General features: G+C 71.3%; 22 protein-coding genes. 14 read left to right on the top strand and 8 right to left on the bottom strand.

All coding sequences use genetic code 11. The annotated features are described in order from the left end of the window. Positions 1–46 precede the first annotated feature (46 nt). The 8 genes from ACFWQG_RS14090 (at position 47) to ACFWQG_RS14055 (ending at position 8526) form a co-directional block, all read left to right on the top strand. Positions 47–415, top strand: coding sequence for a hypothetical protein (locus ACFWQG_RS14090; protein WP_378508240.1), 369 nt, complete (start codon positions 47–49; stop codon positions 413–415). Between the two features lie 81 nt (positions 416–496). Further along, entirely contained in the window at positions 497–1825 is a 1329-nt protein-coding gene (hemL, locus tag ACFWQG_RS14085; RefSeq protein WP_378508239.1) for a glutamate-1-semialdehyde 2,1-aminomutase, read from the top strand. Between the two features lie 57 nt (positions 1826–1882). Continuing rightward, positions 1883–2551 (top strand): histidine phosphatase family protein, encoded by a 669-nt coding sequence (locus tag ACFWQG_RS14080; RefSeq protein WP_378508238.1) that lies wholly within the window; start codon positions 1883–1885, stop codon positions 2549–2551. Continuing rightward, a complete protein-coding gene (locus ACFWQG_RS14075; RefSeq protein WP_378508237.1) occupies positions 2548–3183 on the top strand; it encodes a TlpA disulfide reductase family protein in 636 nt (211 codons plus the stop codon). Before ACFWQG_RS14080 ends, ACFWQG_RS14075 begins: the two co-directional genes overlap by 4 nt. After that, the gene (locus ACFWQG_RS14070; RefSeq protein WP_378508236.1) at positions 3180–4022 is read left to right on the top strand and encodes a cytochrome c biogenesis CcdA family protein; all 843 of its coding nucleotides are present in this window, start codon (positions 3180–3182) and stop codon (positions 4020–4022) included. The genes ACFWQG_RS14075 and ACFWQG_RS14070 overlap by 4 nt, the downstream gene beginning before the upstream one ends. Then, a complete protein-coding gene (locus ACFWQG_RS14065; protein ID WP_378508235.1) occupies positions 4022–5749 on the top strand; it encodes a cytochrome c biogenesis protein ResB in 1728 nt (575 codons plus the stop codon). Before ACFWQG_RS14070 ends, ACFWQG_RS14065 begins: the two co-directional genes overlap by 1 nt. Positions 5750–5767: 18 nt before the next feature. Beyond that, positions 5768–6739 carry a c-type cytochrome biogenesis protein CcsB gene (gene ccsB / locus ACFWQG_RS14060; protein ID WP_378508234.1) on the top strand — a complete coding sequence of 324 codons (972 nt, stop codon included), beginning with the start codon at positions 5768–5770 and terminating at the stop codon, positions 6737–6739. A gap of 140 nt (positions 6740–6879) precedes the next feature. After that, positions 6880–8526 (top strand): NTF2-like N-terminal transpeptidase domain-containing protein, encoded by a 1647-nt coding sequence (locus tag ACFWQG_RS14055; protein WP_378508233.1) that lies wholly within the window; start codon positions 6880–6882, stop codon positions 8524–8526. A 28-nt stretch (positions 8527–8554) separates the two neighbouring features. Here ACFWQG_RS14055 and ACFWQG_RS14050 read toward each other — a convergent pair whose 3' ends face one another. From ACFWQG_RS14050 to ACFWQG_RS14040, 3 genes are all read right to left on the bottom strand, one after another. Then, positions 8555–8746: a hypothetical protein gene (locus tag ACFWQG_RS14050; RefSeq protein WP_378508232.1), complete on the bottom strand. Its 192-nt coding sequence runs from the start codon at positions 8744–8746 to the stop codon at positions 8555–8557. Between the two features lie 123 nt (positions 8747–8869). Continuing rightward, positions 8870–10063 (bottom strand): lipid-transfer protein, encoded by a 1194-nt coding sequence (locus ACFWQG_RS14045; protein WP_378508231.1) that lies wholly within the window; start codon positions 10061–10063, stop codon positions 8870–8872. Continuing rightward, positions 10060–10509, bottom strand: a complete 450-nt coding sequence (locus tag ACFWQG_RS14040; RefSeq protein WP_378508230.1) for a Zn-ribbon domain-containing OB-fold protein — start codon at positions 10507–10509, stop codon at positions 10060–10062. Before ACFWQG_RS14040 ends, ACFWQG_RS14045 begins: the two co-directional genes overlap by 4 nt. Before the next feature lie 145 nt (positions 10510–10654). Between ACFWQG_RS14040 and ligD the strand changes: the two genes are divergently transcribed. Next, positions 10655–11614 carry a non-homologous end-joining DNA ligase gene (gene ligD, locus ACFWQG_RS14035; protein WP_378508229.1) on the top strand — a complete coding sequence of 320 codons (960 nt, stop codon included), beginning with the start codon at positions 10655–10657 and terminating at the stop codon, positions 11612–11614. 12 nt (positions 11615–11626) lie between these two features. On the opposite strand, the gene ACFWQG_RS14030 is transcribed toward ligD, so the two are convergent. Next, positions 11627–11839: a BldC family transcriptional regulator gene (locus ACFWQG_RS14030; RefSeq protein WP_378508228.1), complete on the bottom strand. Its 213-nt coding sequence runs from the start codon at positions 11837–11839 to the stop codon at positions 11627–11629. A 277-nt stretch (positions 11840–12116) separates the two neighbouring features. Here ACFWQG_RS14030 and ACFWQG_RS14025 point away from each other — a divergent pair, with 277 nt between their 5' ends. Continuing rightward, positions 12117–12371, top strand: a complete 255-nt coding sequence (locus ACFWQG_RS14025; RefSeq protein WP_378508276.1) for a DUF4229 domain-containing protein — start codon at positions 12117–12119, stop codon at positions 12369–12371. Continuing rightward, positions 12371–13459: a PLP-dependent cysteine synthase family protein gene (locus tag ACFWQG_RS14020; protein WP_378508227.1), complete on the top strand. Its 1089-nt coding sequence runs from the start codon at positions 12371–12373 to the stop codon at positions 13457–13459. The genes ACFWQG_RS14025 and ACFWQG_RS14020 overlap by 1 nt, the downstream gene beginning before the upstream one ends. A gap of 4 nt (positions 13460–13463) precedes the next feature. On the opposite strand, the gene ACFWQG_RS14015 is transcribed toward ACFWQG_RS14020, so the two are convergent. Both ACFWQG_RS14015 and ACFWQG_RS14010 read right to left on the bottom strand, forming a co-directional pair. After that, a complete protein-coding gene (locus tag ACFWQG_RS14015; protein WP_378508226.1) occupies positions 13464–15347 on the bottom strand; it encodes an ABC transporter ATP-binding protein in 1884 nt (627 codons plus the stop codon). A gap of 130 nt (positions 15348–15477) precedes the next feature. Beyond that, on the bottom strand, positions 15478–15945 hold the full coding sequence (locus tag ACFWQG_RS14010; protein WP_378508225.1) for a cupin domain-containing protein: 468 nt from the start codon (positions 15943–15945) through the stop codon (positions 15478–15480). Positions 15946–16129: 184 nt separating this feature from the next. On the opposite strand from ACFWQG_RS14010, the gene ACFWQG_RS14005 reads away from it, so the two are divergent. Then, positions 16130–16609 (top strand): hypothetical protein, encoded by a 480-nt coding sequence (locus tag ACFWQG_RS14005; RefSeq protein WP_378508224.1) that lies wholly within the window; start codon positions 16130–16132, stop codon positions 16607–16609. A 172-nt stretch (positions 16610–16781) separates the two neighbouring features. Here the strand turns inward: ACFWQG_RS14005 and ACFWQG_RS14000 are convergent, their stop codons facing one another. Continuing rightward, on the bottom strand, positions 16782–17399 hold the full coding sequence (locus tag ACFWQG_RS14000) for a GNAT family N-acetyltransferase (RefSeq protein ID WP_378508223.1): 618 nt from the start codon (positions 17397–17399) through the stop codon (positions 16782–16784). Positions 17400–17438: 39 nt separating this feature from the next. Between ACFWQG_RS14000 and ACFWQG_RS13995 the strand changes: the two genes are divergently transcribed. Further along, positions 17439–17816 (top strand): phage holin family protein, encoded by a 378-nt coding sequence (locus ACFWQG_RS13995; RefSeq protein ID WP_378508222.1) that lies wholly within the window; start codon positions 17439–17441, stop codon positions 17814–17816. A 28-nt stretch (positions 17817–17844) separates the two neighbouring features. Here ACFWQG_RS13995 and ACFWQG_RS13990 read toward each other — a convergent pair whose 3' ends face one another. Continuing rightward, a complete protein-coding gene (locus ACFWQG_RS13990) occupies positions 17845–18714 on the bottom strand; it encodes a 1,4-dihydroxy-2-naphthoate polyprenyltransferase (RefSeq protein ID WP_378508221.1) in 870 nt (289 codons plus the stop codon). Between the two features lie 59 nt (positions 18715–18773). Between ACFWQG_RS13990 and ACFWQG_RS13985 the strand changes: the two genes are divergently transcribed. Continuing rightward, entirely contained in the window at positions 18774–22100 is a 3327-nt protein-coding gene (locus ACFWQG_RS13985; RefSeq protein ID WP_378508220.1) for a BTAD domain-containing putative transcriptional regulator, read from the top strand. The last annotated feature ends 16 nt before the right edge of the window (positions 22101–22116 follow it).

Below are 22116 nucleotides of genomic sequence, written 5' to 3'. Positions count from 1 at the left end.
CGTTGCGCTGGCGAACGGCGCGCGAGTGGTGTTTCATCGGTGAACTATGAGCCACGTCACCCACGCCGCCCGCATCGCCACCATCGCCGCCGGAGTCGTCGCCGCAGCGGCCTCGTCGGTCGTGATCGCGACCGCTGCGCCAGCGGCGCCGGGCTCGGAACGGTTCACCCCGCTCGCCGACGGTTCGCACACCGAATTCCTCGTCAACCCGGTCGTCACCCAGGACGACCTGCTGTACACGGACAAGGACATCACCACGATGCCGGGGGTGCGCGCCCACAGCATCGACGGCCGCAGCTACTCCTTCTACCGGGTGGTCGACGGTGTCCGGATCGGGATGGCCCGGATCAGCGAGTTCTGCCTGCCCACCGGTGCCTGCCACGGCATCATCGTCGACGCCCCCAAGCTGCCCTGACCGCTCCGCCCGGTCGGGAGTGAGCCCGGTCTCCTACACCCTGTCGTTGTCAAAATCTCGGCAGCTGGGACACTGGAGGCCGTGACTGCCACCCCCGGCGCAGCAGCGCCCGACTACGCCCGGTCCGCCCAGCTCTTCGACCGGGCCTCCGCGGTCATCCCCGGCGGGGTGAACTCACCGGTCCGGGCCTTCGGATCGGTCGGCGGCACCCCCCGCTTCATCGCGTCCGCGTCGGGCTGCACCCTCACCGACGTCGACGGCAACGACTACGTCGACCTGGTCTGCTCGTGGGGTCCGATGATCCTCGGGCACGCGCACCCCGCCGTCGTCGATGCGGTGCAACGGGCGGCAACGACCGGACTCTCGTTCGGCGCACCGACCGAGGCGGAGGTCGAACTCGCCGAGCTGATCGTCGACCGGATCGCCCCCCTCGAGCAGGTCCGGCTGGTCAACTCCGGCACCGAGGCCACGATGAGCGCGGTCCGGCTCGCCCGCGGATTCACCGGGCGCGGCAAGGTCGTCAAGTTCGCGGGCTGCTACCACGGGCACGTCGACGCGCTGCTCGCCGAGGCGGGTTCCGGGCTCGCCACCTTCGGGCTGCCGACCTCGCCCGGCGTCACCGGCGCCCAGTCGTCGGACACCCTGGTGCTGCCGTACAACGACCTCGACGCGGTGACCCGCGCCTTCGCCGCGCACCCCGGCGAGATCGCGTGCGTCATCACCGAGGCGGCGGCGGGCAACATGGGCACCGTTCCGCCGGTGCCCGGCTTCAACGAGGGCCTGCGCAGGCTGTGCACCGAGCACGGCGCGCTGCTGATCATGGACGAGGTGATGACCGGATTCCGGGCCAGCCGCACCGGCTGGCACGGCATCGACGGCGTCGCTGGCGACCTGACCACCTTCGGCAAGGTGATGAGCGGCGGCCTGCCCGCGGCCGCGTTCGGTGGGCGCGCCGACGTGATGGGCCATCTCGCGCCGGCAGGCCCGGTCTACCAGGCGGGCACCCTGTCCGGGAACCCGGTCGCCGTCGCCGCCGGCATCGCGAGCCTGAAAGCCGCAGATCAGGCCGTGTACGACGCGCTGGACCGCAATGCGGCGACCCTCGGCGCCCTGATCGGTGACGCACTCCACGCGGAAGGGGTGCGGCACCAGGTGCAATTTGCAGGCACCATGGTGAGCGTGTTCTTCGCCGACCGACCCGTGACCGACTACGCGGCGGCGAAGGCCAGCGAGACGTGGCGGTACCCCGCGTTCTTCCACGCACTGCTCGACGGCGGCGTGTGCGCACCCCCGAGCGCGTACGAGACGTGGTTCGTCTCCGCCGCGCTCGACGACGATGCCTTTGACCGGATCGCGGCGGCACTACCCGCCGCGGCAGCGGCGGCCGCCGCCGCCACACCCGGCGCCTGAGCCTGCCCCGCCCGACCCAGACCACCCGCCCGATCCGAGCTCCCGGAGCAGCCCACCGTGACCAGTCCGCAGCAGACGCCGTCCGCAGCACCCGCCGAGTCCCGCACGATCGTGCACGTGCTGCGGCACGGCGAGGTGCACAACCCGAAGGGCATCCTCTACGGGCGGCTGCCCGGCTACCGGCTCTCGGTGGCGGGGCAGGCCCAGGCGCGGACGGTCGCCTCGGTGCTGTCCGGGCACGACATCACGCACGTCGTCGCGTCCCCGCTGCAGCGCGCACAGGAGACGGCGACGCCGATCGCCGACGCGCACGGCCTGACGCTGGCCACCGACGACAACCTGATCGAGGCGGCGAACGACTTCGAGGGCCTGAAGGTCTCGGTCGGCGACGGCGCGCTGCGGCGGCCCCGGCACTGGTGGAAGCTGCGCGACCCGTTCACCCCGTCGTGGGGTGAGCCGTACCTGCAGATCGCGCACCGGATGCTGGCGGCGGTCAACGCGGCCCGGGTCGCCGCGGTCGGGCACGAGGCGGTGTGCGTGAGCCATCAGCTTCCGGTGTGGACGCTGCGCCGCTTCCTGCAGGGTGAGCGGCTCTGGCACGACCCCCGGCACCGGCAGTGCGCGCTGGCCTCGCTGACGTCGCTGGTGTACGAGGGCGACACCCTCGTCGACATCGTCTACTCCGAGCCGGCGGGCGCCTCCGATCCGACGGTGACCGGGGCATGAGGGTGGTGTCGCCGCTCGTGCGTGGTCGGCGTGCCGCTCGCCTCCGGGTCCTCGTCGCGCTGCTGCTTGCGCTGGTCGTCGGGTCGACCGCGAGCGCCTGCGCCACCGGCGACGACGCGGTCGCGACCGGCGGCACCTTCGACTTCGTCTCGCCGGGCGGGCAGACGTCGATCTTCTACGACCCGCCCGCCGACCGCGGCACCATCGGCAATCTCACCGGCGAGAACCTGATGGAGGAGGGGCAGACCCTCTCGCTGTCCGACTTCGACGGCCAGGTCGTCGTTGTGAACCTGTGGGGCCAGTGGTGCGGCCCGTGCCGCGGTGAGGTGGACGACCTCGAGACGGTGTACGAGAACACCCGCGACCAGGGGGTCGCGTTCCTCGGCATCAACGTCAAGGACTATCAGCGGGACAAGGCGCAGGACTTCGTCACCAACAACAAGGTGGGCTTCCCGTCGATCTACGACCCGTCGATGCGCAGCCTCACCGCGCTCGGCGGCAACTTCCCGACCAGCGTCATCCCGTCCACCCTCGTCCTTGACCGCCAGCACCGGGTCGCCGCGGTGTTCCTGACCGCGCTGCTCGTCGACGACCTGCAGCCGGTGGTCGAGCGGATCGCGGCGGAACAGTGACCACCGCAACCCTCGCGCAGGGCATCAGCGTCAGCGCCCAGGGCATCGGCGCCACCTTCCAGGACACCGCGGCCACCGGTCCGCTGCTGCTGGCGCTGCTCGTGTGCGTGCTCGCCGGACTGGTGTCCTTCGCGTCGCCGTGCGTCGTCCCGCTGGTTCCCGGCTACCTGTCCTACCTGGCCGGGGTCGTCGGCTCGGACGCGCCCCCGGTGACGGTGCAGCAGGCCAGCGTCCGCACCGAGACGAAGTCGGCGCGGCTGCGGGTCGCGGGGGCCGCCGCCCTGTTCGTCGCCGGGTTCACCGTGGTGTTCGTGCTGGCGACGATGACGGTGTTCGGCGCGATGTCCGCGCTGTCCGTCAACCGGGAACTGTTCCAGCGGATCGGCGGCGTGGTCACGATCGCGATGGGCCTGGTGTTCATCGGCCTGGTCCCCGCGCTGCAGCGCGACGTCCGGTTCGAGCCGCGCCGGATCTCCGGCCTGCTCGGGGCGCCGCTGCTCGGCGGGGTGTTCGCGCTCGGCTGGACGCCGTGCCTCGGACCGACCCTGACCGGGGTGCTCACCGTCGCCGCTGGCACCGAGGGCGCCACCGCCGCGCGCGGGCTGGCGTTGATGGTCGCGTACTGCATCGGCCTCGGGCTGCCGTTCGTGCTGCTGGCGTTCGGGTCGGCGCGCGCGCTGCGCGGGGTCGGCTGGTTGCGCCGCAATGCGCGGACCATCCAGATCTTCGGGGGCGTGATGTTGGTTGCGGTCGGTGTCGCGCTGGTGACCGGCGCGTGGGACCTGTTCGTTGGGTGGGTCCGGGACGCGTTCGTGTCGGAAGTGACGTTGCCGATCTGATGGCGGCGGAGGAGAAGGAGTACGCAGTGACGGACCCGAACGGGAGCGCGGTTCCCCGGCAATCCGCCGTGGGACGGCTGGTCGCCCCGGTTCGCAACACGTGGCGCGGCCTCACGTCGATGCGCACCGCGCTGGTGCTGCTGTTTCTGCTCGCGGTCGCGGCCATCCCCGGCGCGCTGCTGCCGCAGCGCAGCCTCAACGCGGGCAAGGTCGACGAGTACATCGCGAACCGTCCGACCCTCGGGCCGTGGATGGACAAGCTGGAACTGTTCGACGTCTTCGGCAGCTTCTGGTTCACCGCGATCTACGTGCTGCTGTTCGTCTCGCTGATCGGGTGCATCATTCCGCGCTGCTGGGATCACTACAAGGCGCTGCGCACCAAGCCGGTCGCCGCCCCGCGCAGGCTGTCCCGGCTGCCGCACCACACCGAGACGGTCGTCGACGCCACCCCGGAGGAGGTCGCGGCGGGCGCCGTCGCCCGGCTGCGCGGCTGGAAGTCGGTCACCCGCAGCGGTGCCGCGCTGCGGTCCGGTCGGCCCGGGGAGATCACCGTGTCCGCGGAGAAGGGGTACCTGCGGGAGGCGGGCAACCTGGTGTTCCATCTGTCGCTGGTCGGCCTGCTCGCCGCGATCGCGGTCGGCAAGCTGTTCAGCTACGAGGGCAACGTCATCATCGTCGCGAACGGCGGACCCGGCATCTGCACCACCTCGCCCGCGATGTTCGACTCGTTCCGGGCGGGCAACATCGAGGACGGCACCGGGATGACCCCGCTGTGCGTGCAGGTCAAGGACTTCACCGCCGACTACCTCGACAATGGTCAGGCCGAGATGTTCACCTCGAACATCCGCTACCAGGCGGGCGCCGACCTCGAGTCGAACACCTGGCGGGACGCGCAGCTGCGGGTCAACCATCCGCTGCGCGTCGCCGGTGACCGCGTCTATCTGCAGGGCCACGGCTACGCGCCGACGTTCACGGTGACCTTCCCGAACGGGGAGACCCGCTCCGAGACGCTGCAGTGGCGGCCCGACGACGCGACCACCTTCCTCTCCAGCGGCGCGATGCGGTTCGACCCGCCCGGCGGCATGTACCCGGACGAGACCGAGCGGCGCAAGAACCAGATCGGCATCGAGGGACTGTTCGCGCCGACCGCCTCGTTCCACGGCGAGCTGCTGTCCTCGAGCTTCCCCGCGCTGACCGACCCGGCTGTCGCGATCGACGTCTACAAGGGCGACACCGGCCTGGATACCGGCAACCCGCAGTCGATCTTCTCGCTGAGCAAGGAACTGGTGAACCAGGGCCGGATGACGAAGGAGGCCCGCGTCAACCTGCGGCCCGGGGAGTCGACGACCCTCGCGGACGGCACCGTGGTGCGGTTCGACGGGGCGACGGACTTCGTGAACCTGCAGGTCTCGCACGATCCGGCGCAGAACTGGGTGCTGGTGTTCGCGATCTCGATGATGGGCGGCCTGCTGGTGTCGCTGCTGATCAAGCGGCGTCGGATCTGGGTGCGGGTGTACCCGGCGCCCGTCGACAAGGATGCCGACACCGCGTCGGATACATTGGGCGAGGGTCGACGACGTACCGTAGTAGAAATGGGTGGGCTCGCCCGCACCGATCAGGCCGGCTGGGGCGACGAGTTCGACCGGCTCGCCGACCGGCTGCTGGAGGACCTTCGCACGCCGGACACAGCGGCGTCGACCGACAGGTCGACGCGGAGTCGCGCCTGACGCGCGGGAGAGAGAACCATGCCGATCAACGAGAACCTGTCGCACCTCAGCGACCTGGCCTTCGAGTCCGCGTTCGCGATCTTCGTGCTGGCCTTCGTGCTGCTCATCGCGCAGTACGCGACGACCCGGGCGCGCGCCGTCCAGGAGCGTGAGCTGGTCGCCGCGGGCGGGCTGCCCACCGACGCGCCCGCGACCCCGGGCCGGGTGACAGCGCCGCAGGGCACGCCCCTGTCCGAGCGGCTCGGCAACATGGCGATGGCGGTGCTCGTCGTCGGTGTCGTGCTGCAGTGGGCGTCGATCCTGCTGCGGGGGCTGGCGACGGACCGCTTCCCGCTCGGCAACATGTACGAGTTCGTCAGCATGGCCGTCGCCACCGCCACCGCGGTCGGCGTGATCGCGCTCCGCAAGCAGCAGTACCGGTCGCTGTGGGCGTTCCTGCTGATCCCGGTGCTGATCCTGATGTTCCTTGCCGCGACGGTGCTGTACTCGGACGCCGCCCCGGTGGTCCCCGCGCTGCGCTCGTTCTGGCTGCCGATCCACGTCACGATCGTCAGCATCGGCAGCGGCATCTTCCTCGTCTCCGGCGTCGCCAGCCTGCTGTTCCTGCTCCGCATCCGGCAGCCGCGGGGCGAGGAATCGGCCGGGGTGCTCGGCAAGCTCGCCGCGCGCCTGCCCGACGCCCAGACGCTGGACCGGCTCGCGTACAAGACCACGATCGTCGCGTTCCCGCTGTTCGGCGCTGGCATCATCCTCGGCGCCATCTGGGCCGAGGCGGCCTGGGGCCGGTTCTGGGGCTGGGACCCCAAGGAGACCGTCTCCTTCATCGCCTGGGTGATCTACGCGGCGTACCTGCACGCCCGCGCGACCTCCGGCTGGCGCGATACCCGCGCCGCCTGGATCAACATCGCCGGCTTCGTTGCGATGCTGTTCAACCTGTTCATCATCAACATGGTCGTCTCCGGACTGCACTCCTACGCGGGCCTGACCTGACCGTCGTTCCGGGTGTCCCCGGAACGGGGTCACGAATCGACAGCGAAAAACACTACGGTCACGGAACCGTGGCGGAGTTGTGACCAACTAGGTCCCGGGTGCGGATGCCGGGGACCGCTGATGTAACGGATGATCGACACATGCGCAGGGCGAGGGGGAGGGTTCGGGTCTGGAGCACGATTGCGGTCGCCGTGATCGTGCTCCTGACGATCGGTGTGGTGACGGCTGTCCTGTCCCGGCCGGAAAGCGACGCGCCGACCGTCCTCGCCAGGTACGTCGCTGCGCTCAACGACGGCGACCTCGACGCCGCCGCCGACCTGACGTCCTACCCGAACGCGGCGAACGAGGTGATGGCGCAGGCGTTCGACGCGCTCGCACCCGAATCCGTCACCTTCGAGGTCAACCAGATCATCGACCTCGACGCCGACTCCGGCATGTTCAACGCGGTCGCGAGGTGGGACCTCGGCGACGACCGGGTGTGGACCTACGACGTCGACGGCTGGATCCGGAATCTGTCGGTGGGCTGGCGGGTGTCCTGGAACCCGGACACCTTCATGCCGGGGCTCGGCAACGGCCGCACCGTCCGGCTCGACCGCACCGACGCCGCCCCGCCGACCGTCTTCGACATCACCGGAACACCGATGATGACCGAGCAGACCATCAACTCGATCCGCCTGGACCCGTCCCGCACCCCGGACCCGATCGGCAGCACCGTCGCCCTGGCGAAGGCGATCGAGCCGGTTGCGCCGCTGATCACCGCCGAATCGCTGCAGCAGGAACTCGCCGCGGCGAACGGGCAGCCGATCATCGCGGTCAACCTCAGGGACGGCGACTTCGCGGTCCTTGAGGACCGGCTGCGCGCGGTGCCCGGCGTCGTGGTGGACGGGGAGCCGCGGCTGATCACCCTGGATCGGCGGGTGTCGGGGCCGGTGGTCGACGCGATGCGCGGGGTGTGGCAGGCGAACCGGGACGAGTCGGCGGGCTGGGCCGTGAACTCGGTCGAGCCGAACGGGAACGTCACCCGGCTGGCGGGCCATCAGGGCCCGCCCGGGCCCGACATCCGCTCGACGATCGAGCCGCGGCTGCAGATGGCCGCCGAACACGCCGCGGTCAGCGTCGGCACCCCGGCCGCGATCGTGGCGCTGCAGCCGTCCACCGGCGCGATCCTGGCGGTCGCCCAGAACAACCAGGCCAGCGACCTCGGGTCGATCGCGTTCACCGGCCTCTACCCGTCCGGGTCCACGCTGGACCTGGTCCGGGTCGCGGCCACCGCGCAGAACACCGACATCGAGCACGCGGCGAAGCAGCTGGGGCTCGGCGTGGACTACAAGATCCCCGGGCTGGAGCAGAAGACGGCTTCCTTCGTCGGCAGCGGGCCGAACCTGATGCGCTCGGAGTCCGACCGCACGCCGGACAATCAGGTGGCGGTCAGCCCGTTCGGGATGGCGCTGGTCGCGGCGTCGATCGCCCGCGGCGCGCCGACCGTCCCGCTGATCGCGGCGGGCCAACCGGCCAGCACCGACGAGCCGGTCGAGCAGTTGCCCGCCCCGGTCACCGACCAGCTGCGCGCCATCATGCGGGACACCGTGCACCGGGGACCGGCGAACCTGCTGGCCGGCTACGGCGACCTGATCGGCGCGACCGGCGCCGAGGGGGACGACCGCTGGTTCTACGGGTCGCGCGGCGACCTCGCGTTCGCGGTCTTCGTGCAGGACGCGGACGGTGGCGATCTGGCGGTCAAGGTGACCGACCGGATGTTCACGGCGCTGGCCCGGCCCGCCGAGTAGCGCACCGCCCGGTCGACGCCCGGCCGGATCAGTCCTGCGGGTCGCCGTCCGGGGTGTCGCGGGTCCGGCGATGATTCTCCCGATCGACCTGCCACAGGAACTCGGGGTCGTCGTCCGGGCCGACGACCCGGCCCGCGGGCCTCTGCAGGTCCGGTCCGAACCCCTTCCACAACAGCACGGCGAGCGTCACCAGTCCGATGAGCGCCAACAGGTAGATCACGACGCACCTCCTTCCCTTCAGGCTAGTCGCCCCGGCCGGGCCCCGTAACGGGGTGAGGGGCACCTTCGACCGGTTCAACCGGTCGAAGGTGCCCCTCACCCGAGATGTCGGAGCCGCGGGACGTCAGACGGAGACGATGACCGACGAGCCGTGACCGAACAGGCCCTGGTTGGCGGTGATGCCGACCCGGGCGCCCTCGACCTGACGGCCCTCGGCCTGCCCGCGCAGCTGCCAGGTGAGCTCGCACACCTGCGCCAGCGCCTGCGCGGGGACGGCCTCACCGAAGCAGGCAAGTCCGCCGGACGGGTTGACCGGGATGCGGCCGCCGATCGTGGTGTCCCCCGCGCGGAGCAGGTGCTCGGCCTCGCCGCGCTTGCACAGCGACAGGTCCTCGATCCAGTCGAGCTCCACCGAGGTGGCGAGGTCGTAGACCTCGGCGACGTCGACGTCCTCCGGCGAGATGCCCGCCTCTTCGTAGGCGGCGTCGCCGATCGACTCCTTGAACGTGCGCTCCGGCGCGGGGACCGCGGACGCCGACTCGGTGGAGAAGTTCGGCATGTCCATGATGGTCTGCGGGAACGTCGGGGTGACCGTCGAGATCGCCTTGATCTTCACCGGGTCGACGATGCCCTTCTTGCGGGCGTACTCCAGCGACGTCAGGATGATCGCCGCGCCGCCGTCGGAGGTGGCGCAGATGTCGAGCAGGTGCAGCGGGTCGGCGACCATCGGCGACGCGAGCACGTCCGCGGCCGCGACCTCCTTGCGGTAGCGCGCGTACGGGTTGTTCAGGCCGTGCTTCGCGTTCTTCACCTTGACCGCGGCGAAGTCCTCGACGGTCGCGCCGTACAGGTCGATGCGACGGCGCGCGTTGAGTGCGAAGTATGCGGGGTTCGTCATGCCCATCAGGCGGAACCGCAGCCAGTCCGGGTCGTCCCAGCGCTCGCCGGCGACCGGGGCGAGGAAGCCCTTCGGGGTGGTGTCGGCGCCGACGACGAGCGCGACGTCGGACAGGCCAGCCAGGATCCGGGCGCGGGCGGTGTCGAGGGCCTGCGCGCCGGTCGCGCACGCCGCATAAGAGGTGGCGACCCGGGCGCCGTTCCAACCGAGGGCCTGCGCGAACGTGGCGCCCGCGACGTAGCCGCCGTAGCCGTTGCGGACCGTCTCGCCGCCGACAATCAGGTCGACGTCCTGCCAGTCCACGCCCGAGTCGGCGAGGGCCGCGCGGGCCGCGGCGACGCCGTACTTGACGAACGAGTGCCCCCACTTGCCCCAGGCGTGCATGCCGACGCCGAGAACCGCCACATCGTTGTTGCTCATGCCACTGCCCCGTTCTCTGCTGCCGCGACCGGCTTCCAACGCCAGATCGTGCGATCGCCGGTCTCGTCGGTGTAGAGGGTCTCGACGACCAGCTCGACGGCGTTGCCCACCTTGAGGTCGGCGACGCCGAACCCGTCGGCGACCTGGCCGAGCACGACGAGGCCCTCCGGTAGCTCCACGGCGGCGAGCGCGAACGGTACGTACGGATCGGTGGTGGCGATGTACGGCGCGGGCGGCTTGTACTGGGCGTCGGTGTAGGACCAGACGGTGCCGCGGCGGGACAGCTCGACGTCGTCGAACTCCTCGCCGGCGCACGCCGGGTTCTTGCAGAAGGTGGTTTCCCGGGGGAAGGAGATCGTGCCGCAGGACCGGCACGAGGTTCCGATCAGGGCCGGCTCGGGGCCGGTGGTGAACCAGCCCTCCACGGCGGGGGTCGCGTCGCTCATCACGTCCTCATCTGCAGGGGAGAACCCGGCTCGGGCGAACATCACGAGACGGGTAGAACGCGTTGCAGTATTACACGAAATCGGCCGGTTGCGGGCTCGAGATCCCACCCAGCGGGTCCGGGCGGCTCGCGGTAGGTTCGGGGGCATGGCCGCCGCAGGGAGCGCCGCCCCGATCGAGGTCGGGGGCCGCGTGGTGCGCATCTCGCACCCGGACCGGGTGTACTTCCCGGCCACCGGCGCGACGAAGCTAGACCTCGCCCGGTACTACCTCGCCGTCGGGGACGGCATCGTCCGTGCGCTGCGGGAGCGGCCATGCATGCTGCACCGGTTCCCGGGCGGAGTTGCGGGGGAGAAGGTGCACCAGAAGCGGCTGCCGCGGGGCGCACCGGACTGGATGGACACGGTGCGCGTCCACTTTCCGCGTTACGACCGGGACGCGGACGAGCTGTGCGTCACCGAACTCGCCCAGGTGATCTGGGCGGTGCAGATGTCGACGGTCGAGTTCCATCCCTGGAACTCGCGGCGCGGTGACGTGGAGAAACCCGACGAGTGGCGGATCGACCTCGATCCGATGCCCGACTGCGGGTGGGACCGGGTGCTGCGCGTTGCCGGGGTCGTGCACGAGGTGCTCGACGAGCTCGGCGCGGTGGGCTGGCCGAAGACGTCGGGAGGCCGAGGGGTGCACGTCTACGTGCGGATCCCGCCAACGCACGGCTTCGCGGATGTGCGCCGGGCCGCCCTCGCCTTCGCGCGGGAGGTGGAGCGACGCGCACCGGCCGACGCGACCACCACCTGGTGGCGGAAGGACCGGGACCCGGCGGCCCTGTTTGTGGACTACAACCAGAATGCCCGCGATCACACGATGGCGGCGGCCTACTCGGTGCGCGGCGTGCCGAACGGGCGGGTGTCCGCTCCCGTTGGCTGGGACGAACTCGGGGACGCGGACCCGGACGACTTCACGCTCGCGACGATGCCGGGCCGTTTCGCCCGTCTCGGCGACCTGCACGCGGGCATCGACGACGCGGTGTTCGATCCGGCGCCGCTGCTCGATTGGGCGGACCGGGACGAGCGCGACGGCGCCGCCGACCCCGGCAATCCCGACTGAGTTCGCCGAGGCTCAGCGGGCGGTGGCCTCGGTGGTGAGGGACTGCAGCAGCGCCATGACCTCGGACTCGCGGAAACGGCGGTGCCCGCCCGGGGTGCGGAGGGAGCCGAGGCGTCCGGCGTGCGCCCATCGCGTGACCGTCTTGGGGTCGACATGGAACAGGGCGGCCACCTGGCCAGGGGTGAGCAGTGCTTCCTGGGTGGCGTGGAACGCGGGGACGCTCATCGAGGCCCTCCCTCAAGGGTCGTGTGCCGAGCCGTGGCCCGGGCCGTGGCATGGCCGGACGGCTCGGCCGCGGTGCACGTCGCGGACAGTGCGCACATCGTGGCACCCGACCCCCCAGGTACTCGAACCGTCTAAGTTCGGTAAAGGGGAGGTAATTCGCAAATCGGATAAGTCCGGCAGGTGTGATGGTCCGGTGCCCGGTCGGTACCCTGGGGTAGTGACTGACTCGACCCCCGACTCCGCCCCCGCGAACCCGAAGGGTTCACTCGCCAAGGCGATGGCGATCTACACTGCCGCCCGCCTCGGCCTGGTGGTGGTCATCGCGGCGATCATCCTGGGCGTGAGCAAGCTGGTCAGTGTCGAGGTACCGCTGCTGGTTGCGCTGATTTTCGCGGTTGTCATTGCGCTTCCGCTGTCGCTGGTGCTGTTCAAGACGCTGCGGATCCGCGTCAACGAGCAGATCTCCCAGGTCGACGCGCAGCGCCGCAAGGACCGCGACGACCTGCGGTCGAAGCTCCGCGGCGACAAGTAATGACGGCCACCGTCGACCGGAGCGCGCCGCGTGACTGGGTCGACGAGGCGGTGCGGCTGATCGACGCCGACACCCAGCGCAGCGCGGACACGCACCTGCTGAGGTACCCGCTGCCTGCGGACTGGAGCGTCGCCCTCTACCTCAAGGACGAGTCCACCCACGTCACCGGCAGCCTCAAGCACCGGCTCGCGCGGTCGCTGTTCCTCTACGCGATCTGCAACGGGTGGGTCACCGAAAACACCACCGTCATCGAGGCGTCGTCCGGGTCGACGGCGGTCAGCGAGGCGTACTTCGCGAAGCTCCTCGGCCTGGACTTCGTCGCGGTGATGCCGCGCAGCACCAGCCCGGCCAAGATCGCGCTGATCGAGGCGCAGGGCGGACGCTGCCACTTCGTGGACCGGCCCGGCGAGATCTACACCGAGGCGCAGCGACTCGCCGACGAGGTCGGCGGCCACTACATGGACCAATTCACGCACGCCGAGCGGGCGACCGACTGGCGCGGCAATAACAACATCGCCGAGAGCATCTTCGAGCAGATGCGGCTCGAGCGGCACCCGGTTCCCGACTGGGTGGTCGTCGGGGCCGGGACCGGTGGCACGTCAGCGACGATCGGCCGGTACCTCCGATACCGCAGGCACGCGACACGACTGCTGGTCGCCGACCCCGAGAACTCGGCGTTCATCGGCGGTTACGAGACCGGCTCGGCCGAGCACCGGACCGGGATGCCGTCCCGGATCGAGGGCATCGGCAGGCCGCGCATCGAGCCGTCGTTCATTGGGCAGGTCGTGGATCGGATGGCGACCGTCCCCGATGCCGCGTCGATCGCCGCCACCCGGCATGCCAGCGCCGTCCTCGGCCGCCGCGTCGGCGGATCCACCGGCACCAATCTGTGGGGCGCCTTCTCGGTGCTCGCCGAGATGCTCGCCGCCGGGCGTGCGGGCAGCGTCGTCACCCTGATCTGCGATGGCGGCGAGCGGTACGCGGGCACCTACTTCGACGACGACTGGGTTCGGGGTCAGGGCCTCGACCTCACCGGCCCTGCGGCGGTGCTCGACGCGTTCGCGCGCACCGGCCGCTGGACCGCGTGATCCGTCAGCGCGCTGGCGCGTGCTCATCGGTGTCGGCGAACTGGGTGCGGTAGAGGTCCTCGTACCGGCCGCCCGCGGCGAGGAGTTCGACGTGGGTTCCGCTCTCCACGACCCGCCCGTCCTCGATCACCAGGATCTGGTCCGCCGCCCGGATCGTCGACAGCCGGTGCGCGATCACCACCGACGTCCGGCCGATCAACGCCTCGCCGAGCGCGGCCTGCACCGCGGCCTCGGACGTCGAGTCCAGGTGCGCGGTCGCCTCGTCCAGGATCACCACCCGCGGATGCGCCAGCAGCAGGCGGGCGATGGTCAACCGCTGCCGCTCGCCGCCGGAGAGCCGATAGCCGCGCTCGCCGACCACGGTGTCGAGGCCGTCGGGCAGCGACCGGATCAGGTCGGTGAGCCGGGCCCGGTCAAGGACCGCCCACATCTCGTCCTCGGTCGCACCAGGCCTGGCCAGCATCAGGTTCGCGCGAATCGAATCGTGGAACAGATGCCCGTCCTGGGTGACCATGCCGACGGTCCCGCGGATCGCCTCGGCGGACAACTCCCGCACGTCGACGCCGCCGACCCGGACCGCGCCTGCATCGGTGTCGTAGAGCCGCGGCACCAGCTGCGCGATCGTCGACTTGCCCGCCCCGGAGGAACCGACCAGCGCGACCATCTGGCCCGGCTCGGCGCGGAACGAGATCTCGTGCAGGACCTCGACGCCGCCCCGGGTATCGAGGGTCGCGACCTCCTCGAGCGAGGCGAGCGACACCTTGTCCGCTGCCGGGTACGCGAACCGGACCTGTTCGAACTCGACCGACACCGGCCCGTCCGGCATCGGTGTCGGGCGCGCGGGTTCGGCGATCAGCGGCGGCAGGTCCAGGACCTCGAAGACCCGCTCGAAGCTGACGAGCGCGCTCATCACCTCGACCCTCGCGGACGCGAGCGCGGTCAGCGGCGCGTACAGCCGGGTCAGTAGCAGCGCAAGGGCGACAACGGAGCCCGCCTCGAGGCGTCCGGTCAGCGCGTACCAGCCGCCCAGTCCGTACACCAGGGCCAGCGCCAGCGCCGACACCAGCGTCAGGGAGGTGACGAACGCGGCCTGCGTCATCGCGGTGCGCACCCCGATGTCGCGGACCCGGTGCGCCCGGACCTCGAACTCCGCGGACTCCTCCTGGGGCCTGCCGAACAGTTTGACCAGGGTCGCGCCGGGTGCCGAGAACCGTTCGGTCATCTGCGTGCTCATGGTCGCGTTGTGGTCCGCCGCCTCGCGCTGCAGGACAGCCATCTTCGCGCCGATCCGGCGAGCAGGCAGCACGAACACCGGCAGCAGCAGCAGCGCCAGCACGGTGATCTGCCAGGAGATACCCAGCATGACCACCAATGTCAGGATGAGCGTCACCAGGTTCGCAACAACCCCGGACAGGGTGTCGCTGAACGCGCGCTGGGCCCCGATCACGTCGTTGTTGAGCCTGCTGACCAGGGCGCCGGTCCGGGTGCGGGTGAAGAACGCGATCGGCATCTTCTGCACGTGGTCGAACACCGCGGTGCGCAGGTCCAGGATCAGGCCCTCGCCGATGCTCGACGACAGGTAGCGGTTGTACAGCCCGAGCGCGGCCTCGAGCAGGGCGATGACCGCGATCGCGATCGCCAGCCACACCACGACGCTGGCGTCGGTGCCCTTGACGATGGCGTCGACGACCCGGCCCGCGAGTACCGGCGTCGCGACCGCGAGCGCCGCGGTCGCGACGCTGACCAGCAGAAACAGCGTGATCTTGCGGCGGTGCGGTGTCGCGAAGCCGAGGATCCGCCGGACCGTGGCCATCGAGAACGGACGCCGGTCGTCCTGGGCGTGCATCATCCGGTACATCGAGTTCCAGGCGACCGATTCCATGCTCATGACCGGGCTCCATTCCTGACCGTGCTGTTCACTGCCGTCCCCCTCGATTCGTCTGGTCGGTGCAACGCTACGGGCAGGCTCTGACATGCCCGGTGTGCAGCCGACCGTAGAACCTAAAGTGAACTTGAGGTCAAGCCGGGCAGCGTGCCGGGGCATCCTCGGCGAACGGGACGTCGTCCGGCAGCAGGTAGGTGACGAGGAGAACGACGGGGTCGGGGCCGAGATTGAGCCCGACATGGTCGCCGCCCGGGTCCTCGGTGACCCACGCTCCCGCGGGCGAGGTGACCCGCGAGCAGTCGGGCAGCACCCGCGTCAGGGTGCCCGACACGACGAGGCCCTGGACATGGCCGCCGTGGCGGTGCCAGCCGGTGCTGCCGCCCGGCGCGATGACGAGCCGGCGCAGCGTCCCCTCGGTCTCGTCCGGCACGGCGGCGTGTCCGGGCGGTGGCGGCGGCAGCAGGGACGGCGCGAGCTCGAGTTCGGCGAGGGTGTCCGCGGTGACGCCCTGCGGCGGCGTCGCGCCAGCAGGCGCGGTGAGGCCGAACGCCGCGATCGAGGTCAGGGCGGCGGTCGCGGCGAGGCGGGGAAGGGTGCGCATGGCGGTGATCCGTTCGAGTCGAGGTGCTCGTGCGTCTGGGTCGAATCCCTCGAGGCCGGGTCGGCCCCGGAACGTGTCCTGCCCGTCCATCGTCACGCACCCCGGTGGGGGGCGGCCGCGAAATCGGCCGATGGTGGCCACATAGTGATCACCACTGGAACGTGTTCTCGCTACGCTGCCGGGTATGCGCACCTCCCGTCGAGTCCTCGCCCTGTCCGCCATCGGGGCCGCTGTCGCCGTCTCCGCCGTGATCGCGACCGCGGGCACCGCTGCCGCCGGTCCCGCCGTCTCGGCTGATCCGGGTCGCGTCGACAGCGAGCGGGAGGCCGTCGCCCGCGCCTACATCGATGCGTTGCTCTCCCACGACGCATCGGACGTGGCGTTCGCGCCGGGCGCCACCCGGGTCGAGGCGGGCCTGAAGACCGGCTTCACCGGTGCGCAGATGGCGTGGGACCTCACCCACGGCCCGCAGTACCGCGTGATCCAGGGCATCCGCGACCTGGAACTCAGTGAGCAGGGGGACGTGGTGTCGACCCGCTACCTGCTCGACGCCGGGATCGCGGGCGCAACGTTGATGACCGTCGAGATCGTCGAGACGTTCGAGATTCCGGACGGCACCATCCATGCGGTCGTCGCGCACATCACGCCGAAGTTCGGCGCCTGAACCGTCCGGGACCTCGGCGCCGTCACCTGCTGATCAGCTGCGCGGCGGCCGCGGTGCCTGCCGCGACGACCCCGACCGACGGCCAGCACCTCGTGGACGCACCCATTCGTTGAATGGGTGTTCATGCGTCACTTCCGGGTGGCGGATGACACATGAACCCCCATTCAATGGTTCAGGGGGTGCGGGTCAGGTGGCTGGGGTTCAGGGGACGCTGCATCGCGATCCGGGGCCAGGCGTCGAGGCCGTGCGCGGCCTCGGCGGCCCGGACCGCCCGCAACTGCGGGCCAAGGTCGGAGTCCGGGATCGGCTCGAAACCGAGACGCCGGTAGTACGGCGCGTTCCACGGAACGTCGACGAACGTGGTCAGCGTCAGCCGCCGGTCGCCCCGGTCGACCGCCCACGCGGCGACCGCCTCGATCAGTGCCGCGCCGAGGCGACGGCCCGACCAGCGCGGATCCACCGACACCTGCTCGAGATGCGCGCCGCCGTCGACGACCTCGGCGCACGCGTAGCCCACGGCGGTGCCGTCGGACCGGCCGACCTGCGACCGGGCGAGCGAATGGACCATTCGGTCGATCTCATCGACTGAACGCTTCCGTTCACTCGATGCTGGGGAGGCGGCGGTGGCGACCCACAGCCGGCCCGCGCGCCGATACCGCTCGAGTCCAGCGATCGTCGGCGGCGCGTCGTCGGCGACGGCCGTCATCCCGAGCGCGCGAAACGGGTGCCCGGCGGCGACCTCGATGGCCGGCAGCGCGGACAGGTCGGCGGCGATGGCGAGTCGGATCATCGGTCCCGTCCGGAGCCTCTCGTGTGTCAGCATGGGCGCATGAGTTTCTTGGTGCGTCTGGTGATCAACGCGATTGCGATCTGGCTGGCGTCGGAATGGGTGTCCGGCATCGACATCGCCACCAAGGACGACGTCAGTCAGGTCGTCGTGATCGCGTTCATCGCGCTGGTGTTCACCGTAGTGAACGCGTTCGTCAAGCCGATCGTGCAGCTGCTGTCCCTGCCGCTGCTGATCCTCACGCTCGGGCTGTTCACGCTGGTGATCAACGCGCTGATGCTGCTGCTGACGGCCTGGATCACCGAATCGACCTCGCTGGGCATCTCCGTCGACGGGTTCTGGACCGCGGTGTGGGGTGCGCTGATCATCTCGGTGGTCAACTTCGTGCTCACCGCCGTGGTTCCCGGCGGCAAGCGCTGAGCCGACCCGCCGTCGGCGCGCGCGAGCGTCAGCCGAGCCACAACGCGAGGCCGGTCGCCGCACCCCAGACGAGCATCGCGGCCCCGGTTCCGGCGAGCGCCGGGATCAGGGCGAGGCCCTGGCCGCCGGACCGGACCGGGGCGTTCGCCTTCACCGCCAACGGCAGCGCCAGCAGGCCGAGCAGGGCCAGCGGGGTGCGCGCGACGAGAGCTAGCGTCACCACGAACGGCACCGCGAGCAGCGCCAGGTGCAGGGTGCGGGTCCGGGCGTCGCCGAGCCGCACCGCGAGGGTGTGCTTGCCGGACTCGGTGTCGGTGGGGATGTCGCGCAGGTTGTTCGCGACCAACACCGCGGACGAGAACGAGCCGACCGCGACCGCGGTCACCGTCCCGGCCCAGTCGACGCGGCCTGCCTGCACGAACTGAGTGCCGAGGACGGCGACCAGCCCGAAGAACACGAACACCGCGATCTCGCCGAACCCGCTGTACCCGTACGGCTTCGACCCGCCGGTGTAATACCAGGCGCCGACGATGCAGGCCGCGCCGACCAGGATCAGCCACCACGCCGACACCAGCGCCAGCACGACGCCCGCGACGGCGGCGACCCCAAAGCAGGCGAACGCCGCACCCTTGACCGCGGCGGGCGACGCGAGCCTCGACCCGACCAAACGGAGCGGGCCGACCCGCTCGTCGTCGGTTCCCCGGATCCCGTCGGAGTAGTCGTTGGCGAAGTTGACGCCGACGATCAGGGCCATCGACACCAGCAGCGCCAGCAACGCCTTCCACCACACGGCGCCGCCGATCGACGCCGCCGCGCCGGTGCCCGCGAGCACTGGGGCGATCGCGTTCGGCAGGGTGCGCGGTCGGGCGCCGGAGATCCATTCGGAAACAGAAGCCATGCCTGCGATCCTGTCACCATCCGGTCCCGGACCCGTCGGGGTGGCTAGCATGGGCGCCGGTGCACCCCCCTGTGAACGACCCCGGCCCGGACGTGTCCACCGATCTGGTGGTGGCCCTGCTCGGTGCGGTGTCGACGCGACGCGACGGATCCCTGGTCCCGCTGCCGGGCCCCCGGGCCCGCACCCTGTTGGTCGCGTTGGCGCGCACACCGGGGCGGGTGCGGGGCGCATCCGCCCTGATCGAGGACGTGTGGGGGGATGACCCGCCGCGGTCCCCGACGAATGCGCTGCACACCCAGATCTCGCGGTTGCGGTCCGCGCTGCCCGACGGTGCGGTGGAGAGCACCGCCCACGGCTACCGGCTGGTGCTGACCCGGACGCAGGTGGACCTGACCCTCGCGCGTGTCCTCGAGCAGGCGGCACAGCAGCACCTCGCCGACGGCGACCCGCGCGCTGCTGCGGAGTCCGTCCGGGCCGCGCAGGCGTTGTGGCGCGGCGAGCCCGGTGCGGACCTGCCGGCCGGTGCGCCCGCCCGCGAGCTCGTCGAGGAGGCGGCGCAGCGCAGGGCGGCGTTGGACGCGGCCCTGCTCGCCGCGCTGGTCACCGCCGGTGACCTGCGGCAGGCGCTGCCGCTGGCGCGAGCAGCAGCGGACCGGTCGCCCCTGGACGAGCAGGCGCACGGGCAGTTGATGCTGGTGCTCGCCGGACTGGGTCTGGCGAACGAGGCGCTGGACGTCTTCGCCGGGTTGCGGGAACGGCTCGCCGACCGGCTCGGTACCGACCCGTCGCCCCGGCTGGTGGAGCTCAACGCCGCGGTGCTGACCGGGGCCGCGCCGACGTTCGGCGGGCAGGCCAGGGCCGCCGGATCGGCGGTGCCCGCGGTAGCCGAACCGCTGCCGGGGGCGGCCGAGCCGGTTCCCTCCGCCGTCGGGCTGCGGGCGGCGCCGAACGCGCTGCTCGGCCGCGATGCGGACCTGGATGCGGTCGACGACCTGCTTGCCGCGGCCCGGGTGGTCACCCTGCTCGGTCCCGGCGGCACCGGGAAGACCCGGCTCGCGCACGCGATCGGACTGCGCGCCGCCGCCGACCTCCCGGTCGCACTCGTCGAACTGGCGCCGCTGCGCAGCGGCGCCGACGTGATCGGCGCGATCAGCGCGACCCTGGGGCTCAGCGAGATCGAGCTGACGCCGGGTGCCGGCCTGACCCGCGCCCGGATCCACGACGCGCGGAATCGGCTGCGGGACGCGCTGTCCGCGCGGCCGTCGCTGCTAATTCTGGACAATTGCGAGCACCTGATCGACGACGTCGCAGCGGTGGTGGCGGACCTCGTCGCGGTAAGTGACCGGGTGACGGTGTTGGCCACCAGCCGTGCGCCGCTGGCGATCAACGCCGAGGTGGTGTATCCGCTTGCGCCGCTTGAGGTTGACGAGAGCGGTTCCCCGGCAACGGAACTGTTCCGGACCCGGGCGCGGGCCGTGCGACCGTCGGTACGGCTGGACCCGCGGGAGGTGGCGCGACTGTGCCGCACCCTCGACGGACTCCCACTGGCCATCGAATTGGCGGCCGCCCGGGTCCGGACGATGAGCGTGGCGGAGATCAACACCCGGCTCACCGACAGGTTCACGCTGCTGCGGTCCGGGGATCGGACGTCGCCGGAACGGCACCGCACGCTGCGCGCCGTGATCGACTGGAGCTGGAATCTGCTCGGGTCCGGGCAGCAGGCGGCGCTGCGCCGCCTGTGCCGGTTCCCCGGCGGCGTCACGGGCGAGGCCGCAATGCTGGTCGCGCAGTGGGGTGCGGTGACCGACGCGGCGGACGCGGTGGAGGGCCTGGTCGGTCAGTCGATGCTGACGGTGGTCGAGGGAACCGACCGGGCAGGCCTGCGCTACCACATGCTCGAGACCGTGCGGGAGTTCGGCGAGGAACGGCTCGCGGAGGCAGGGGAGGTCGACGAGGTGGAGGCGCGCACCTTCGGGTGGGCGCGCGAATTCTGTTCCGCCGCAATGCGTGGTTTCCTCGATGGCGACGAGATCGCGGTGACCGCCATGGTCGAGGCGGAACACGACAACCTGCTCGCCGTCCTCCGGCGGGCCGCGGAGGTCGACGCGAACGATGTCGTCGTCGGGGTGTTATCCGTCCTCGGGATGCTGTGGTCGCTGCGCGGTTCGCAGTCCGAGGTGCTGGCCTGGGCTCCCCGGATCCTCGCCGTCGACCCCCGCGACGGCCGGCTGGCGGGGGTCCCGGGGAACAGTCTGGCGCTGTGCCACGTCCTCGTTGCCGGGACCGCGGCCTTCTCCGGGTCGGTACGGATGCTGGCAACGACCCGGGTACGGCTGCGTGAGATCGTCCGGACCCGAACCGATCTCGACCCAGTCCTGGTGTTGAGTGCGGCACTGCTCACCCTGCCCGCGGGAGGTGCGGGGGCGGCGCGGATCCTCGCGGAGGGTGTCCGGCATCCCGATCCTGCCGCCCGCAGTGCTGCCCTGATGTCCCGCGCGAACCTGCGAGAGAACAACGGGGACCTGCACGGGTCGCGGGTCGACGCGCTGGCCGCGTTGGCGCTCGCCAGGGAGTCCGGTCAGGTCTGGACGCTGTCGATGGTGTGTCAACATCTCGGCAGTCTCGCGGCGCAGGCCGCGAACTACGAGGAGGCCCTCGGGTACTACCGGGAGGGCGTGGAGTTGCTGGGGCAGCTGCGCGCGTACGACGAGGCGCTGGCCTCGCGCACCTATCTCACCGCCGTCCTGGTCGGTCTCGGCCGCGTCGACGAGGCCCGCCGCGAACTGGAGCGGGCCGGGAACCTGGCCGAGATCGCGAGCGGTGCCCCCGGACGCTTCGAGGACCGGCGCGGGGCCGCGGTGCTCGCGACGGCCCGCGCCGAGATCGACCTCGCGGCCGGAGAGGTGGAGGCCGGGCTGCGCGGGTACCGGCGGGCGCTGGGGTTGGAGGGCGGACCGGAGCCCGGCGCCGGGGACACCCCGGACCCGTTCGGGTTGATGGTGATGTCCGCGGCTGTCGACGCCCATGTACTGGCCGGCCGGGCCGGGGCCGTGGCCGACATCGTCGCCGCCTTCACCGAGCGGGTGCTGACCCAGCTCGGTCCGGCGGGCTACCCGGATCTCCCGCAGACCGGGGCGGTGGCCTGTGCGGTCGGCGGGTTCGACATCGCGACCGGCGACCCGGACGCCGGGCTGCGGCTGCTGGCACTGTCGACGAGAGTCTCACCGCGGCAGGACTTCCCGGTGATGCAGGTGTCCCGGCACCTGGAGCGGGCCCGCGCGGAGGTCGGCGCCGACCGAGTCGACGCCGCCCTTGCCGCGGTGGCGGGCCTGCCGAGGAGCCGGGCCCGGCGACAGATCCTGGACGCATTCCGCACCCGCGGGTGAGCGTCCCGCCGAAGCC

It is taken from the genome of Rhodococcus sp. NPDC058532, from assembly GCF_042719255.1.
Classification (GTDB): domain Bacteria; phylum Actinomycetota; class Actinomycetes; order Mycobacteriales; family Mycobacteriaceae; genus Rhodococcus_G.
The sequence above is the reverse complement of the archived record's forward strand: the minus strand, read 5'-3'. Positions and strand labels throughout refer to the sequence as shown.

Excerpts from the sequence above, each read along its gene's own strand:
- ligD (WP_378508229.1), top strand. The coding sequence starts at position 10,655 with ATGGCCGCCGCAGGGAGCGCCGCCCCGATCGAGGTCGGGGGCCGCGTG.
- ACFWQG_RS14055 (WP_378508233.1), top strand. The coding sequence starts at position 6,880 with ATGCGCAGGGCGAGGGGGAGGGTTCGGGTCTGGAGCACGATTGCGGTC.
- ACFWQG_RS14000 (WP_378508223.1), bottom strand. The coding sequence starts at position 17,399 with ATGATCCGACTCGCCATCGCCGCCGACCTGTCCGCGCTGCCGGCCATC.
- ACFWQG_RS14065 (WP_378508235.1), top strand. The coding sequence starts at position 4,022 with ATGGCGGCGGAGGAGAAGGAGTACGCAGTGACGGACCCGAACGGGAGC.
- ACFWQG_RS14025 (WP_378508276.1), top strand. The coding sequence starts at position 12,117 with ATGGCGATCTACACTGCCGCCCGCCTCGGCCTGGTGGTGGTCATCGCG.
- ACFWQG_RS14040 (WP_378508230.1), bottom strand. The coding sequence starts at position 10,509 with ATGAGCGACGCGACCCCCGCCGTGGAGGGCTGGTTCACCACCGGCCCC.
- ACFWQG_RS14010 (WP_378508225.1), bottom strand. The coding sequence starts at position 15,945 with ATGCGCACCCTTCCCCGCCTCGCCGCGACCGCCGCCCTGACCTCGATC.
- ACFWQG_RS14015 (WP_378508226.1), bottom strand. The coding sequence starts at position 15,347 with ATGAGCATGGAATCGGTCGCCTGGAACTCGATGTACCGGATGATGCAC.
- ACFWQG_RS14045 (WP_378508231.1), bottom strand. The coding sequence starts at position 10,063 with ATGAGCAACAACGATGTGGCGGTTCTCGGCGTCGGCATGCACGCCTGG.
- ACFWQG_RS14030 (WP_378508228.1), bottom strand. The coding sequence starts at position 11,839 with ATGAGCGTCCCCGCGTTCCACGCCACCCAGGAAGCACTGCTCACCCCT.
- ACFWQG_RS14090 (WP_378508240.1), top strand. The coding sequence starts at position 47 with ATGAGCCACGTCACCCACGCCGCCCGCATCGCCACCATCGCCGCCGGA.
- ccsB (WP_378508234.1), top strand. The coding sequence starts at position 5,768 with ATGCCGATCAACGAGAACCTGTCGCACCTCAGCGACCTGGCCTTCGAG.
- ACFWQG_RS14020 (WP_378508227.1), top strand. The coding sequence starts at position 12,371 with ATGACGGCCACCGTCGACCGGAGCGCGCCGCGTGACTGGGTCGACGAG.
- ACFWQG_RS14075 (WP_378508237.1), top strand. The coding sequence starts at position 2,548 with ATGAGGGTGGTGTCGCCGCTCGTGCGTGGTCGGCGTGCCGCTCGCCTC.
- ACFWQG_RS14005 (WP_378508224.1), top strand. The coding sequence starts at position 16,130 with ATGCGCACCTCCCGTCGAGTCCTCGCCCTGTCCGCCATCGGGGCCGCT.
- ACFWQG_RS13995 (WP_378508222.1), top strand. The coding sequence starts at position 17,439 with ATGAGTTTCTTGGTGCGTCTGGTGATCAACGCGATTGCGATCTGGCTG.
- ACFWQG_RS13990 (WP_378508221.1), bottom strand. The coding sequence starts at position 18,714 with ATGGCTTCTGTTTCCGAATGGATCTCCGGCGCCCGACCGCGCACCCTG.